This is a genomic window from Paraglaciecola sp. (assembly GCF_030730205.1).
Taxonomy (GTDB): domain Bacteria; phylum Pseudomonadota; class Gammaproteobacteria; order Enterobacterales; family Alteromonadaceae; genus Paraglaciecola.
In genome coordinates, this window is the sequence record NZ_JANQVQ010000175.1 from 1 (window position 1) to 13,359 (window position 13,359).

Sequence of the window (13,359 nt, forward strand, 5' to 3'; positions counted from 1 at the left end):
TCGAAATACCCTTTCAACAAAAATAAAAATGCCAGTCAGCTTAACTGACTGGCATTTCTCTAAAGAGGCTTTTGATCGGGTAAAACTACAGTGCTGCGATAGCCGCTTCGTAATTAGGCTCTTCAGTTGTTTCAGCAACTTGCTCAGTGAATATCACCTCGCCTGCCTCGTTAATCACCACTAAGCTTCGAGATAATAGACCCGTCAAAGGGCCCGTGGTAAAAGCAACACCATAATTGCCACCAAAATCACTTCTAAAACTTGAACCCGTTGTCACGTTTTCAATACCTTCAGCTCCACAAAAGCGGGCTAATGCAAAGGGTAAATCAGCAGATACACATAGCACTTTTGTGTTCTCTAACTCTGATGCCTTTTTATTAAAGGTTCGTACCGAAGTCGCACAAACGGCAGTATCCACCGACGGAAAAATATTAAGGATCAATTTAGAACCGGCATAATCAGCAAGGCTCACTTCCGAAAGATCGGTTTTTACTAATTTAAAATCAGGTGCTTTAGTACCAATAGCAGGCAAGGTACCGACTGTTTCAAATGTGTTACCTTTTAATGTTACTGTAGTCATTTAGATCTCCTTTATATCGATGTAGAAGCACTATCCAAATTATGACAGCGCCCGAATTCAAAAAACCAGATAAAAAAGCTATCTGTGAATTATGCCTAAGTATGTTGTGTGGGCATTAGAATGTAAATCAAGGAGGGCAGTTAAAAGCCACGTAACTTAATTTTCCAATGTAACTTTTCTTAAATATTTGCAGGCGCTCATTAGCCTACGTATTTGAAGAGTAATTTAAGCCAATTTATCTAAGGTAATAAATCGACAATCATGAGGATTTTTTTCATCTGCTGGTAACACCTCATCCGAGGCCTTTTGCCATGACGCTGACGTTAGATAGTCAGGAAAGAAAGTATCCCCCTCTACCGCTAAGTCGATTTCAGTAAGATATAGTCTGCTGCACAAAGGTAAAAACGTATTATAAATGCTGCCTCCACCGATAATCATGACTTCTTTAGCCCCATTAGCCGCCGTTAAAGCGGCTTTTGTGCTGGTAACTGTTGTGGCATCGTGTAAACGTAAGTTTTTGTCACGAGTAATAACAATATTTAGACGTCCTGGCAGTGCTTTACCAATAGAGTCATAAGTAAGACGCCCCATAATGACTGGCTTGCCCAATGTAATGGCTTTAAAGTGCTTAAGATCGGCAGGAAGATGCCAAGGCATCTTGTTATTTGCCCCGATAACCCGTTCTTTAGCCATCGCTACAATCATGGAAATTATCATCGTCAACGCTCTACACTTTATTTTTTGTAAATAACTTCAACGTCATAATCGTCTTCGTCAAAGTCATCATCGTCATCGAGGTCGTCCTGTAAGTCATCAAAATCAGTGTAAGGCTTGTTCATCGCTTCTTGATGATATGTGTCCCACTTAAAGCCAACATCTTCAGTTAAATCTTCTACTTCTTCAGCAGGTAAAGCACTGATGAAGTCCATGACTTTATGACACAGCTCTAAGGTGCCATCTTTTTGAATTCCTGATATTTGATGATATTCGCCATCCCACTCTAACGCACTAAGAATATTTTGAATGAGCTCTTCAACTTCTTCTTCGAGTAACAAATCGATTTTGTTAAACACTAACCAGCGTGGTTTAGCTGCCAGTTTAGGATTATAATTTTCTAACTCTGCAACTATCGCTTTAGCATTGTGGATTGGATCTGAGCCATCTGCAGGCAACAAATCGATCATATGCAACAAGACCCTACAGCGCTCTAAATGCTTTAAAAACTGAATACCAAGACCGGCACCATCTGCAGCACCTTCAATTAAACCAGGAATATCAGCAATAACAAAGCTGCGCATAGAATCCAATCTAACCACACCTAAGTTGGGTACCAAGGTAGTAAATGGATAGTCAGCAACCTTTGGTTTAGCCGCTGAAACACTGCGAATAAAGGTTGATTTACCTGCGTTTGGCATTCCCAGTAATCCAACATCAGCTAACAACATCAGTTCTAATTTTAGCTGTCTAATTTCGCCCGGCGTACCATTCGATTTTTGTCTCGGCGCACGGTTGGTACTGGTTTTAAAACGAGCATTGCCCAAACCATGGTAACCACCTTGCGCTACTTTCATACGTTGTAGGTTTTGTGTCAAATCACCCAAAACTTCGCCAGTTTCTAAATCACTAGCCCGAGTACCAACAGGCACCCTTAATTCAAGATCAGCACCACCGCGACCTGTACAATTTGCACTTGCGCCATTTTTACCACGCTCAGCGCGATGGAAGCGTTCAAAACGGTAATCGATTAAGGTATTTAAGTTTTCGTCTGCAACTAAATAGACACTGCCACCGTCGCCACCGTCGCCACCGTCAGGACCACCATCAGGCACATATTTTTCACGACGGAATCCGACAACACCGTTACCACCGTCACCGGCTTCTACACGAATAATCGCTTCATCTACAAATTTCATTACTTACTCAATACTCAATTAATTACCGAAGGTGAAACCAGTATAGATAATTTATCTGATTCCAACAAAAAGCCCCGCTACAGCGGGGCCTTTCAAAACGTGTAGCAAACGTTACTTATTCAGCAACAATACTTACGAATTTGCGGTTGTTAGGACCTTTAACTTCGAATTGTACCTTGCCGTTAGACAAAGCAAATAAAGTGTGGTCTTTACCAATACCCATGTTAGTACCAGCGTGGAATTTAGTACCACGTTGACGAACAATGATATTACCCGCTAAAACTGACTCACCACCGAAACGCTTAACACCAAGACGTTTACTTTCCGAGTCACGGCCGTTGTTTGTACTACCACCAGCTTTTTTATGTGCCATCTCTGCGAACTCCTATTAAGCGCTAATGCCAGTGATTTTCACTTCTGTGAACCACTGACGGTGCCCCATTTGTTTACGTGAATGTTTACGACGACGGAACTTAACGATATTAACTTTATCGCCACGACCATGAGTTACAACTTCAGCTGTAACCTTGCCACCATTAACAAAAGGCATACCAATTTTAACATCGTCACCATTGCTCACCATCAAAATATCACCGAATTCTACTGACTCACCAGGAGCCACTTCGATTTTTTCAAGGCGAACGGTTTGGCCTTCAGCCACACGGTGTTGTTTACCACCACTTTGGAAAACCGCGTACATATTTAACTCCGCTCTGCGTTTCATAACGCTATATTCAAAAACAGGGCGCGAATTGTACGTGATGGGGTATTTTCAAGCAAGCCCCTATTGCAATTTATTTGGTTAAATTTACGTCATTTTTTCTGAATCGCAAACTTATTGATTTTTAGGGTGAAACTGGTGCTGGATACTCAGGCTAATTTCTGTAAAATCCGTCGCTTATTCTACTAGCATTTGCACAAAGTGAGCACTCTATTTTGAGTATGGAATTAGAAGAAATCCACCAACTAGCCCAGTCAGACATGTTGGCGGTTAATGCATTAATTCAACAGCAAGTTAATTCAGATGTTTCCTTAATAAATCAATTAGGGTTTTACATTGTTAACAGCGGCGGAAAAAGACTGCGCCCCTTGTTAACAGTATTAGCCGCGCGCGCTGTAAACATTCAAAGTGATCAACATCATACATTGGCGGCAATTATCGAATTTATTCATACTGCTACCTTGTTACATGATGACGTTGTTGATGAGTCGACCATGAGACGTGGCCGAGAAACAGCCAACGCCGTCTTTGGTAACCAGGCAAGCGTATTAGTAGGTGACTTTTTATATACCCGCTCATTTCAAATGATGGTCAGTCTAAAGCGTATGCGTGTGATGGAAATTCTATCCGATGCAACCAATGTTATCGCTGAAGGGGAAGTATTACAGCTAATGAACTGTAATGAGCCTGACACTAGCGAAGCACAATATATGCAAGTCATTTACAGCAAAACCGCACGCTTATTTGAAGCAGCAACCTTATTGGCCGCGGTACTCACTGATCAAAATGAAGAAATTGAAACTGCTATGCAAGACTACGGCAAATATCTAGGTACTGCATTTCAACTAGTGGACGACATATTAGATTACGCCGCAGACAGCGAAGATATGGGCAAAAACGTGGGGGATGATTTGGCCGAGGGTAAACCCACACTCCCATTACTTTATGCCATGTGGCATGGCGATAAAGGCCAAAGCGCCATGATTAGAGAAGCAATTGAAACAGGCAATGGCATGGATAAATTTGAGTTAATCATGCAGGCCATGCAGGACACTGGTGCTCTGGAATACACGAAAAAACAAGCAATAAATGCTGCCGATAAAGCCGTTGCGGCCTTAGCACCCTTGCCAGAATCAAATTACAAACAGGCCTTGATAGGTTTGGCTCATATTTCGGTTGAAAGAGCTGCCTAACAAACAAAATAAGGGCTACCTTGCAGATTAAGTCGTGTCGCTAGGTAGCTCTATTGCCCTTATTTCTTATTTAATTCTACTCGTCCACTGACTGTTGAAATATTCACACTTGCCTTGCCTTGATTAAGGCTAAATTCCAACCAACGACTGGGGCCGTATTTATCTTTTTGTACCTTATCTGATGATAAATTATTGCTGATCCCTCCTCCGGCATGCGCCTGAATATCAAAACGCGCTGAGACTTTAGGTTGAAACGCTAATTCTACAGAGCCACCTACAGTAGAAACATTGACTTCGCCATTATCCATCAGAGTCATAGCTGACTCTATGGCACCATTGACTGACTCAATATTCAGTTGTCGTATCTTACCTAAGCTGAGATCTACGTTGCCATTAACGGTTTCTACCCGAATATCTTCACTATCTGAGGTAACGTCAATATTGCCATTTACTGTGCCATATTTATCTTCAGAACCAGAGTCACTGCCGGATTTAATATTACCATTTACGGTTTCAATGCTGACATTACCTTTTAATTTACGCGCATCGATATTGCCATTAACTGACTCCAGCTTGACTCTACTACTTAAATTTTTAACATCGATTCGTCCATTTACCGTTTCAATGCTAGAGCCGCCCGCTATATCCGTAACCTTAACATCCGCATTTACTGAGCTGTAATCGAGTGTGCTGCCGACGGGTAACCAAATTTTCAGGTCATCGCCCTCGTCAGAGCTCCACTTTCCCCAGCCACTGCTGTTTTTTACTTTTACCTTAATGAGAACGTCGTTACCCTTACGTTCGAAAATAAACTTGTCGGTTCGGTCACCTAGCGTGCCTATCACCTTCACTTCATCTTTATCCCAGCTCTGTATAGTCGCTTCTCCATTAACATGCTCTATCTTCACATAAGACCGGGCGTCAACGTCCATACTTTGTTCCACTTTTTCGCTAGCCTGCCCTGCAAAGCTGAGGCTCAGCAATGCTGCCCCTATATAAAATACTTTCATCATCCTAACCTCTAAATACCGTTAAATTTGGGTCCACTTCGGTGAGTGAACTCGTTCGATCAAATTGATTTGTTGTTGATAAACATTTTGCAATAGCTTCAGCAGCGCCATGTTATTAGGTTCATTTTTTAATGCTGCTTTAATAGCAAGCTCGGCCTTATCTAATACTTTGAGTTGCTCTTGCCAGTTTTGTGTCAAAGCAGGTTGACCCTTAACTTGCACCAACAATGCTTGCTTTTGAAGCTGGTGCTGTTCGCTAAGATTTGCCACTAATACACTGTCGTTCACCGGCCTATTGAATTGTTCGAATGTACTCCAAGCAATGAAGCTCAGTACGAGCACTGATGCAGCTATCAGCGATACCTTATTAAAACGATTTGCAGGTTCTTTTATAACGGCTTGATCGACCAGCGCTAATTCGATACCTGGCCACAGATCCCTTTCTGGCAGCGATTCTTTTGCGACACACCTCAGCTTTTCAGCCAGCTTAAGCTCAAAATCTAGATTACTCTTCACTCATCCAGCCCTCTAGTAAATGTTTTGCGCGATGAAACTGTGCCTTACTCGACCCCACGGCCATCTTGGTCATTTGCGCAATTTCTTCATGTCGATACCCCTCAATAGCATGTAATACAAAGACAATTCTAGCCCTTTGGGGTAGGCGCAAAATATACCTTTCAATGTCTACCGAGCTACTACATCCTTGATCTACTTGGCTGTTTTCGATTGCACTTTCGAAGTTCAACACGCGACTAAACCACCCTCGCTGTTTTCGCAAATACGAGATGGTAATATTGCTGGTTACAGTATGCAGCCATGTTGAAAATCTACTCTCTCCCTGATAATTGCCTATTTTACGCCACAGTTGTATAAACACTTCTTGGGCAGCGTCTTCTGCTAACATCTTGTCAGCGGTTAAGCGATAACACAGACCATACACTTGACCAATATATTGCTTATACAACTGATGGTAGGCCAGTTTATCGCCCGCTTTCACCGCAGTAATTAAGTCCAATTCGTCCTTGGCGGCAAACTTATGCTGAGCGGAGACAACATTTCCTTGTGACGTCAATTGTTCATCTTCATTATGTGGGTTGTTAAGTAAGTCGCAGAGTAAACCTAAAAGGTTTAAAAACAGAAAAAATAAATATCTATCGAGCAATTTAATGAAAGTTTTAGGTTTATATAGTGGCAAACGTCACTCAATTGGTCCCAAACTAAGCCCTACAGGGATTTATAAAAAACCTCGTGATGTTGTTGAACTGAACACTCTCGGCATCATCGATGATGTGCAAGTCGATAAACGCTTTCATGGTGGCCCTGAACGCGCTTTACATCAGTTTTCGTTACAGAGCTACCAAAGAATCATTCAACGGTTTCCTTTACTGTATAAATCAGCTTTGCCGGGCTCAATAGGAGAAAATATCGTTGTTGAAAAGATGAACGAAGACAATGTTTGTATCGGTGATATTTATGCAGTCGGCACAGTGATCTTACAAGTTAGCGGCCCGCGAATTCCGTGCTGGAAAATTGATGAAAAATTCAAGCAGCCTAAACTGCAATTATTTATAAGGCAGTATCAACTAAGCGGCTGGTACTTCAGAGTCTTAAAAAACGGACAAATCAGTATTGACGATGAATTCAAACTGCTTGAACGCCCTCAAGCCAAGTTGAGCATTCGGTATTTTTTAAGCCAAATAGACATTCAGCCCAAAACGGCGATATTCATCGAACAGATAAAACACGCCACAGAACTTGATCCAGACTGGCTGCATAAACTGCTTTAAGTTTGAATAAGCGCTCATAAAAAAACACCGCCAAATGGCGGTGTTTTCATAAATCGAAACTAATTCAGATTCTTAATAATTAAGCTTCTTGAATAATAACAATCTTGATGCTTGCAGTAACTTCAGAGTGCAACTGTAAATCTACAGTGTGCTCACCTGTTTCACGTAAAGTACCGTTAGGTAATTTAACTTCAGCTTTAGTAGTGGCAAAACCAGCAGCTGTAATAGCGTCAGCGATGTCACGAGTACCCACTGAACCAAACAACTTACCTTCGTCGCCGGCAGGAGCTGCAATGGTAACTTCAGCTAACTCAGCAAGCGCTTCAGCACGAGCTTGTGCAGCAGAAAGTTGCTCAGCAATTTTTGCTTCTAATTCAGCACGACGTTGTTCAAATTTCTCAACGTTGACTTTAGTAGCAGGAACCGCTTTGCCCTTTGGGAACAAAAAGTTACGTGCGTAGCCTGATTTTACAGTGACTTTGTCACCTAAGCCGCCCAGGTTGGCAACTTTGTCTAGTAGTATGATTTCCATCTTTGCTACCTCAGCGATTACTTGTGAGAATCAGTATATGGAAGCAAAGCTAGGAAGCGCGCGCGCTTGATAGCAGTTGACAACTGACGCTGATATTTAGCGCTAGTTCCAGTGATACGGCTAGGTACAATTTTACCACTTTCAGTGATGTAGTTTTTCAACATTGCGATATCTTTGTAATCAATCTCAACAACACCTTCAGCTGAAAAACGGCAGAACTTACGACGTCTAAAAAAACGAGACATATTGTTTCTCCTTATTCTTCATCTTCAGAAGCGTTGGCTTCTGAATGAGCAGGTTTGTCGTATGACTTTTCTTCACGCTTTTCACGACGCTCTTCTTTAGCCATAGGAGATTGTTCAGTAACAACACCTTTGGTACGCATAACTAGGTTACGCAAGATAACGTCATTGAAACGGAAAGCAGTCTCTAATTCTTCAATCGCTTCAGCAGTTGCTTCAGCATTGATCAAGACATAATGCGCTTTGTGTAGTTTGTCGATTGGGTAAGCCAACTGACGACGGCCCCAATCTTCTTTGCGGTGAATAGTACCGCCATTTTGGGTCAGAATCCCGGTATAACGCTCGATCATACCTGGAACTTGTTCACTCTGGTCAGGGTGAACCATGAATACGATTTCGTAATGACGCATCATATTGCTCCTCACGGTTGTAGTCTCGACAGCACAGCCAAACTGTATTGAGACAAGGAACTTAATTAGGGTAGCTGTTTTAAGCGGCGCGGATTGTACATAAAGCGGGCAACACGGACAAGACTTATTTAGTACAAATCGACATTAATACCAATATTTGGCGCAAAAACGCCAAAAAACGACTTCATCCTCTGCCATCAGCAATAAATTCGAGAAACTAATCATTTTATTGAACAAAAGTACATTTTTTTGATGACTACACCTTGTGTTCAACTGGGCTATCCCCATCTATGCTCCCAGAACAAAGTTCTATATAAATTTTCGAACAATTGAAGTTTCAGTTGTTCATCCCAACTCTCGAGTTTTCGAGGTAAAAATTAACTTAATCATTGGAATTTTCAGGAGATTTGAAAATGGCAATTCGTCCCTTAAACGATCGCGTGATCGTTAAACGTCAGGAACAAGAAAGCAAATCAGCTGGCGGCATCGTGCTTACCGGTTCTGCTGCTGAAAAATCAACTCGCGGAAAAGTAATCGCGGTAGGTAATGGCCGTACTTTAGACAACGGTAGCGTGAAAGCGATAGACGTTAAAGTCGGTGACATCGTTATTTTTAATGACGGTTACGGTGTGAAAACTGAAAAAATGGATGGCGAAGAAGTCCTTATCCTTGGCGAGAATGACATTCTTGCTGTTGTTGAATAATCAGTAACTAACCCGTTAAACAGAATTCAGAGGAAATTTAATCATGGCAGCTAAAGAAGTTCGTTTTTCACAAGATGCTCGCAATAAAATGCTTGCTGGCGTTAATATCTTAGCCAATGCAGTAAAAGTAACCCTTGGCCCTAAAGGTCGTCATGTCGTATTAGACAAGTCATTCGGTGCACCAACCATCACTAAAGACGGTGTATCTGTAGCCAAAGAAATCGAACTTGCAGACAAGTTTGAAAATATGGGCGCACAGATGGTTAAAGAAGTGGCGTCTAAAGCAAATGACGAAGCCGGTGACGGAACCACTACTGCGACTGTTCTTGCCCAAGCTATCGTAACTGAAGGTTTAAAATCTGTTGCTGCAGGTATGAACCCAATGGATCTTAAACGTGGTATCGACAAAGCCGTTATCGCTGCTGTTGAACAGCTCAAGTTATTGTCTGTACCTTGCGCCGACAGCAAAGCTATTGCTCAAGTAGGTACTATCTCAGCCAACTCAGATTCAGAAGTGGGCGAGCTTATCGCTAAAGCGATGGATAAAGTTGGCAAAGAAGGCGTTATCACTGTTGAAGAAGGCCAGAGCCTACAAAACGAATTAGACGTTGTTGAAGGTATGCAATTCGACCGTGGCTATTTGTCTCCTTATTTCATGAACAATCAAGAAAACGGCACAGTAGAACTTGATTCTCCCTATATCCTATTGGTTGATAAGAAAATCTCTAACATTCGCGAAATGTTACCTACTTTAGAAGCGGTTGCTAAAGCATCTAAGCCTTTATTAATTATTGCTGAAGATGTTGAAGGCGAAGCGCTTGCTACCCTAGTGGTAAACAACATGCGCGGTATTGTTAAAGTAGCTGCAGTAAAAGCGCCTGGTTTTGGTGACCGTCGTAAAGCCATGTTGCAAGACATCGCGACATTAACTGGCGGTACGGTTATTTCTGAAGAAATCGGCTTAGAGCTTGAAAAAGTGACTTTGGAAGATTTAGGTACCGCTAAACGTATCGTTATCACTAAAGACAATACCACTATCGTTGATGGTGCCGGTGAAGAAGAAGCGATTAAAGGTCGTGTTGCTCAAATCCGCGCACAAATCGAAGAATCAACGTCTGACTACGACAAAGAAAAACTACAAGAACGTTTAGCTAAATTAGCTGGCGGTGTTGCAGTAATTAAAGTTGGCGCAGCCACTGAAGTTGAAATGAAAGAGAAAAAGGCCCGCGTTGAAGATGCACTACACGCAACTCGTGCAGCGGTAGAAGAAGGCGTAGTGGCCGGCGGTGGTGTAGCCCTAGTACGTGCAGCAGCTAAAATTGCTGACCTCAAAGGTGACAACGATGACCAAACACTAGGTATTAAATTAGCACTACGTGCAATGGAAGCGCCTTTGCGTCAAATCGCGACTAACGCAGGTGCTGAAGCCTCTGTTGTGACTAACGCCGTTAAGACCGGTACTGGTAACTTCGGGTATAACGCTGGTAACGATACATACGGCGATATGATTGAGATGGGTATCCTTGACCCAACTAAGGTAACTCGCTCTGCATTACAATTCGCGGCTTCTATTGCCAGCTTGATGATTACTACCGAGTGTATGATCACCGACGCGCCAAAAGAAGAAGGCCCTGCAATGCCTGATATGGGCGGCATGGGTGGAATGGGCGGCATGGGCGGCATGATGTAATCATTCATCCCAAAGCCCAGCTTTGAGATCTCAGCTGCTTTTGCAGTGAAGAATAAGGAACCCGCTTCGGCGGGTTTTTTATTGCTGACAAAATGAGCATTGCTTTTGTGCGAGATGCTTTAGCTGCGACGCTTTTTGTATGGCTTCGTGGCAAGGTAACAGGCTGCGCTGCGAGCACTTGTTCTCCATACAATATTTCATGTTTCGACTACAGGACAGCCATATTAATTCTTTTTAACCTATCGGCCGGCATTTTCGTGCACTTTTAACTTACAAAAGAGAGTCAATTGAAAATTTAGCGTTCCCTGCAATACTCTTTGTGAACTGCTAAATAATCAAGGATATTGAGATGAGTGAATCGGTTTCTTTACAAACGCCACCGCCTAAAGATCCTGACACCCGACATTGGCGTTGGGGGCAATTTCATTTTTTTCTATCGATCGTCGTCATACTCCTTGCCTATTACTATGGTCTAAAATACTTTTTACATCTTTTATATCAGTCAGTTGAAATTCATAACTCTGTGGCAAAAGATGATCGCGCTATCACTATTATCTTTCTTCAACAGCTTTTTTGTTTAGGTTTGCTGGGCGGAGCAATGCACTGCCACGTATTTATCGCCAAAGAATTCAACCAATATCATCGTGATAAAGATATTTCTAATGCGCCCATGGCAATAGATTTTTTAGGTTATATCATGCAGATCATTGGAGGTGGACTGACAGGTGTTATCCTGTTTTTTGCGTTAAAAACAGGACTAGTGGTTGTTACTTCAGGCTCTACCGCTCAGGTAACAGACATGCCTGCTACGTTGACTCCCTACGCCGAATGGCTTATTGCTTTTGCTGGCGGATTAGGCACACATCATGTGAAAGCTTTTCTTGATAAATTTGGCCAATCTTCTACGGGGGCACAGGGTAAATACGGTAATGAGAAAAATGGTAAGGCATCACAAGACAAACCGAAATAATCCAACCCTGTTAAACTCACGTATAGTGAAGGGTAAGAGCAGTAATCACCTTAATTAGCGCGCTGACAACTTAGTATAACGGCAGATAAATCATCGACACATTTATGCTAAGCTGCGCGTCCTCCTGGAAAAATGGAACCTGAAATGTCCTTGTTAAAATTCATAAGCCTTATTGTCGTAATGTTGTGGGGAACACTGTTGTACGGCAGTCACGTTTATGCTCAAGAACCGGTAGCAAAAATTACGGCAAGTAAAAGTGTTAAAACAACAATGAAATCCATGTCATTAACCTATAGGCAGGCAATGCTCGCAACCGAAACTGATACAATGTTGAGCTTGGTCATCCAGCTACAGCAACTCGTTGCGTCAGTACAGCTAGTTCAATTTGACGCCAAGCGACAATCAATATTGCAGCAAGGCTTAGCTGAAGTGCAATTGCAACTGGATTTGGTCCAAGCAAGCTTAGCAAACGGTGATATCACCAGTGCAAAACAGCAGTTAGAAAAAGTGGATGAGTTAAAAAAACAGTACCATAAAGAACGTAGTCCAAGTATTTGGCAGTTAATTTTTGGCCGTGGTTAAAAACTTGTTTTTAATTTTTTATCCTCTCAAACCTTTATGCTAGGTTTAAAAAATCGTATGGCCATGCAACTAACAAACAAAGCGTTTTCATCGTGGCCTATCTTATTAAAAGCTAAATAACATTCTGCTCCTTGTAATCTATGCCAATCAGGTTAGACAGTTAACTTTTACTGTACCAACACACTGACGCTTCGCTGATACGATTAATCAGGATAATTGAGCAAGGTGCTCATGTGAAAAACGATTATTCACTCCGTGTTGCTTGAGCGTCTTCTACGCCTTCTTCAGCCAATGCCGCTAGTTTTGCCCTTTCAGCTTTAGAGATATAGGCGCTCTTTTTGGCAGGGTTGTTTTTCGCTTTTGCTGCTTTGATGCGCTGTTTGTGGATTTGGGTTAACTTCTTTTTTCTGTTCATGGACATATCTTATTTTTGAGAGCAAAACACTGAATTTGGGATAAAACGACTCTTCCCAATTTTGACGCCATTATAGCCCATTCATTGTCGCCTGCAGTTTTTACTTCAGGACAAATTTTAAAAAGCTGGTAGTATGCGCGCCATTCGCGCCCCAACTGGTAGACTCTCTTTCAGAATCAGTGGCCGATTTACTCTTTTTATTTTTTATAGGTAATAACATGTCAGAAACCATTATCAGAAACAGACGTTTAAGAAAGAAACTTTATTTGGAAGAGTTTGCTATCTTAGGGTTTGAATTTAGCTTCACCTTAACCAGCTCATCAGGCGCTGATTACGAACAATTTTTTACAAGCTTTGCAGCGTTTGTTGATAAACAACATCTTTATATTACCCTTGAAAACGATGGCAAGTCGTTTCAAGGTTCAGCAACATCAGCTGATCGCTATGGCAATGCCACAGAAAAAGACCGTGCGGATATTGAAGCACTGTTAAGTTCTCATGCCATTGTCACTGACTTAAAGGTTGGGTCTTTGGTAGACGCATTCTACGAAATGTAAAATTGTGTGGTGGTCGATATTAAATTATTGCGTAGTCGCGTTAGTTTGATATC

Annotated in this window: 19 protein-coding genes; 7 read left to right on the forward strand and 12 right to left on the reverse strand. The window is 42.0% G+C overall.

The annotated features are described in order from the left end of the window. Positions 1-85: 85 nt before the first annotated feature. The 5 genes from tpx to rplU form a co-directional block, all read right to left on the reverse strand. Positions 86-580, reverse strand: a complete 495-nt coding sequence (gene tpx / locus NWQ57_RS11935; protein ID WP_306022376.1) for a thiol peroxidase — start codon at positions 578-580, stop codon at positions 86-88. 225 nt (positions 581-805) lie between these two features. Continuing rightward, on the reverse strand, positions 806-1,297 hold the full coding sequence (gene folA / locus NWQ57_RS11940; RefSeq protein ID WP_306022377.1) for a type 3 dihydrofolate reductase: 492 nt from the start codon (positions 1,295-1,297) through the stop codon (positions 806-808). Positions 1,298-1,314: 17 nt separating this feature from the next. After that, on the reverse strand, positions 1,315-2,493 hold the full coding sequence (gene cgtA / locus NWQ57_RS11945) for an Obg family GTPase CgtA (protein WP_306022378.1): 1,179 nt from the start codon (positions 2,491-2,493) through the stop codon (positions 1,315-1,317). A gap of 115 nt (positions 2,494-2,608) precedes the next feature. Beyond that, entirely contained in the window at positions 2,609-2,866 is a 258-nt protein-coding gene (gene rpmA / locus NWQ57_RS11950; protein WP_306022379.1) for a 50S ribosomal protein L27, read from the reverse strand. Between the two features lie 15 nt (positions 2,867-2,881). Beyond that, on the reverse strand, positions 2,882-3,193 hold the full coding sequence (gene rplU / locus NWQ57_RS11955) for a 50S ribosomal protein L21 (protein WP_306022380.1): 312 nt from the start codon (positions 3,191-3,193) through the stop codon (positions 2,882-2,884). Between the two features lie 242 nt (positions 3,194-3,435). Here rplU and ispB point away from each other — a divergent pair, with 242 nt between their 5' ends. After that, positions 3,436-4,407: an octaprenyl diphosphate synthase gene (gene ispB / locus NWQ57_RS11960; protein WP_306022393.1), complete on the forward strand. Its 972-nt coding sequence runs from the start codon at positions 3,436-3,438 to the stop codon at positions 4,405-4,407. A 59-nt stretch (positions 4,408-4,466) separates the two neighbouring features. Here ispB and NWQ57_RS11965 read toward each other — a convergent pair whose 3' ends face one another. From NWQ57_RS11965 to NWQ57_RS11975, 3 genes are read right to left on the reverse strand one after another with little or no spacing between them, the layout of a single operon-like run. Then, positions 4,467-5,417: a hypothetical protein gene (locus NWQ57_RS11965; RefSeq protein WP_306022381.1), complete on the reverse strand. Its 951-nt coding sequence runs from the start codon at positions 5,415-5,417 to the stop codon at positions 4,467-4,469. Between the two features lie 21 nt (positions 5,418-5,438). After that, complete coding sequence (locus NWQ57_RS11970; RefSeq protein WP_306022382.1) at positions 5,439-5,933, reverse strand: hypothetical protein; 495 nt, start codon at positions 5,931-5,933, stop codon at positions 5,439-5,441. After that, the gene (locus NWQ57_RS11975) at positions 5,923-6,489 is read right to left on the reverse strand and encodes an RNA polymerase sigma factor (protein ID WP_306022383.1); all 567 of its coding nucleotides are present in this window, start codon (positions 6,487-6,489) and stop codon (positions 5,923-5,925) included. Before NWQ57_RS11975 ends, NWQ57_RS11970 begins: the two co-directional genes overlap by 11 nt. A gap of 94 nt (positions 6,490-6,583) precedes the next feature. Between NWQ57_RS11975 and NWQ57_RS11980 the strand changes: the two genes are divergently transcribed. Beyond that, the gene (locus tag NWQ57_RS11980; protein WP_306022384.1) at positions 6,584-7,204 is read left to right on the forward strand and encodes an MOSC domain-containing protein; all 621 of its coding nucleotides are present in this window, start codon (positions 6,584-6,586) and stop codon (positions 7,202-7,204) included. Positions 7,205-7,283: 79 nt separating this feature from the next. Here NWQ57_RS11980 and rplI read toward each other — a convergent pair whose 3' ends face one another. The 3 genes from rplI to rpsF are packed head-to-tail and all read right to left on the reverse strand — an operon-like array spanning position 7,284 to position 8,388. Beyond that, positions 7,284-7,736 (reverse strand): 50S ribosomal protein L9, encoded by a 453-nt coding sequence (gene rplI, locus NWQ57_RS11985; protein ID WP_306022385.1) that lies wholly within the window; start codon positions 7,734-7,736, stop codon positions 7,284-7,286. Positions 7,737-7,753: 17 nt separating this feature from the next. Beyond that, positions 7,754-7,981: a 30S ribosomal protein S18 gene (rpsR, locus tag NWQ57_RS11990; RefSeq protein ID WP_306022386.1), complete on the reverse strand. Its 228-nt coding sequence runs from the start codon at positions 7,979-7,981 to the stop codon at positions 7,754-7,756. 11 nt (positions 7,982-7,992) lie between these two features. Next, on the reverse strand, positions 7,993-8,388 hold the full coding sequence (gene rpsF, locus NWQ57_RS11995; protein ID WP_306022394.1) for a 30S ribosomal protein S6: 396 nt from the start codon (positions 8,386-8,388) through the stop codon (positions 7,993-7,995). 413 nt (positions 8,389-8,801) lie between these two features. On the opposite strand from rpsF, the gene NWQ57_RS12000 reads away from it, so the two are divergent. The 4 genes from NWQ57_RS12000 (at position 8,802) to NWQ57_RS12015 (ending at position 12,334) form a co-directional block, all read left to right on the forward strand. Continuing rightward, positions 8,802-9,092 (forward strand): co-chaperone GroES, encoded by a 291-nt coding sequence (locus NWQ57_RS12000; RefSeq protein WP_306022387.1) that lies wholly within the window; start codon positions 8,802-8,804, stop codon positions 9,090-9,092. Positions 9,093-9,135: 43 nt separating this feature from the next. Then, a complete protein-coding gene (gene groL, locus NWQ57_RS12005) occupies positions 9,136-10,782 on the forward strand; it encodes a chaperonin GroEL (protein WP_306022388.1) in 1,647 nt (548 codons plus the stop codon). 349 nt (positions 10,783-11,131) lie between these two features. Then, positions 11,132-11,752 carry a hypothetical protein gene (locus tag NWQ57_RS12010; RefSeq protein WP_306022389.1) on the forward strand — a complete coding sequence of 207 codons (621 nt, stop codon included), beginning with the start codon at positions 11,132-11,134 and terminating at the stop codon, positions 11,750-11,752. Between the two features lie 144 nt (positions 11,753-11,896). After that, positions 11,897-12,334: a cytochrome b562 gene (locus tag NWQ57_RS12015; protein ID WP_306022390.1), complete on the forward strand. Its 438-nt coding sequence runs from the start codon at positions 11,897-11,899 to the stop codon at positions 12,332-12,334. Positions 12,335-12,578: 244 nt separating this feature from the next. On the opposite strand, the gene NWQ57_RS12020 is transcribed toward NWQ57_RS12015, so the two are convergent. Then, positions 12,579-12,749 (reverse strand): DUF2986 domain-containing protein, encoded by a 171-nt coding sequence (locus NWQ57_RS12020; protein WP_306022391.1) that lies wholly within the window; start codon positions 12,747-12,749, stop codon positions 12,579-12,581. Between the two features lie 218 nt (positions 12,750-12,967). On the opposite strand from NWQ57_RS12020, the gene NWQ57_RS12025 reads away from it, so the two are divergent. Next, positions 12,968-13,306, forward strand: coding sequence for a YggL family protein (locus NWQ57_RS12025; protein ID WP_306022392.1), 339 nt, complete (start codon positions 12,968-12,970; stop codon positions 13,304-13,306). Positions 13,307-13,359: the final 53 nt, after the last annotated feature.

What these genes read in the sequence shown, in the direction of transcription:
- tpx (WP_306022376.1), bottom strand. Translation starts at nt 580, where the DNA reads ATGACTACAGTAACATTAAAAGGTAACACATTTGAAACAGTCGGTACC.
- folA (WP_306022377.1), bottom strand. Translation starts at nt 1,297, where the DNA reads ATGATAATTTCCATGATTGTAGCGATGGCTAAAGAACGGGTTATCGGG.
- cgtA (WP_306022378.1), bottom strand. Translation starts at nt 2,493, where the DNA reads ATGAAATTTGTAGATGAAGCGATTATTCGTGTAGAAGCCGGTGACGGT.
- rpmA (WP_306022379.1), bottom strand. Translation starts at nt 2,866, where the DNA reads ATGGCACATAAAAAAGCTGGTGGTAGTACAAACAACGGCCGTGACTCG.
- rplU (WP_306022380.1), bottom strand. Translation starts at nt 3,193, where the DNA reads ATGTACGCGGTTTTCCAAAGTGGTGGTAAACAACACCGTGTGGCTGAA.
- ispB (WP_306022393.1), top strand. Translation starts at nt 3,436, where the DNA reads ATGGAATTAGAAGAAATCCACCAACTAGCCCAGTCAGACATGTTGGCG.
- NWQ57_RS11965 (WP_306022381.1), bottom strand. Translation starts at nt 5,417, where the DNA reads ATGAAAGTATTTTATATAGGGGCAGCATTGCTGAGCCTCAGCTTTGCA.
- NWQ57_RS11980 (WP_306022384.1), top strand. Translation starts at nt 6,584, where the DNA reads ATGAAAGTTTTAGGTTTATATAGTGGCAAACGTCACTCAATTGGTCCC.
- rplI (WP_306022385.1), bottom strand. Translation starts at nt 7,736, where the DNA reads ATGGAAATCATACTACTAGACAAAGTTGCCAACCTGGGCGGCTTAGGT.
- rpsR (WP_306022386.1), bottom strand. Translation starts at nt 7,981, where the DNA reads ATGTCTCGTTTTTTTAGACGTCGTAAGTTCTGCCGTTTTTCAGCTGAA.
- rpsF (WP_306022394.1), bottom strand. Translation starts at nt 8,388, where the DNA reads ATGCGTCATTACGAAATCGTATTCATGGTTCACCCTGACCAGAGTGAA.
- NWQ57_RS12000 (WP_306022387.1), top strand. Translation starts at nt 8,802, where the DNA reads ATGGCAATTCGTCCCTTAAACGATCGCGTGATCGTTAAACGTCAGGAA.
- groL (WP_306022388.1), top strand. Translation starts at nt 9,136, where the DNA reads ATGGCAGCTAAAGAAGTTCGTTTTTCACAAGATGCTCGCAATAAAATG.
- NWQ57_RS12010 (WP_306022389.1), top strand. Translation starts at nt 11,132, where the DNA reads ATGAGTGAATCGGTTTCTTTACAAACGCCACCGCCTAAAGATCCTGAC.
- NWQ57_RS12015 (WP_306022390.1), top strand. Translation starts at nt 11,897, where the DNA reads ATGTCCTTGTTAAAATTCATAAGCCTTATTGTCGTAATGTTGTGGGGA.
- NWQ57_RS12020 (WP_306022391.1), bottom strand. Translation starts at nt 12,749, where the DNA reads ATGAACAGAAAAAAGAAGTTAACCCAAATCCACAAACAGCGCATCAAA.
- NWQ57_RS12025 (WP_306022392.1), top strand. Translation starts at nt 12,968, where the DNA reads ATGTCAGAAACCATTATCAGAAACAGACGTTTAAGAAAGAAACTTTAT.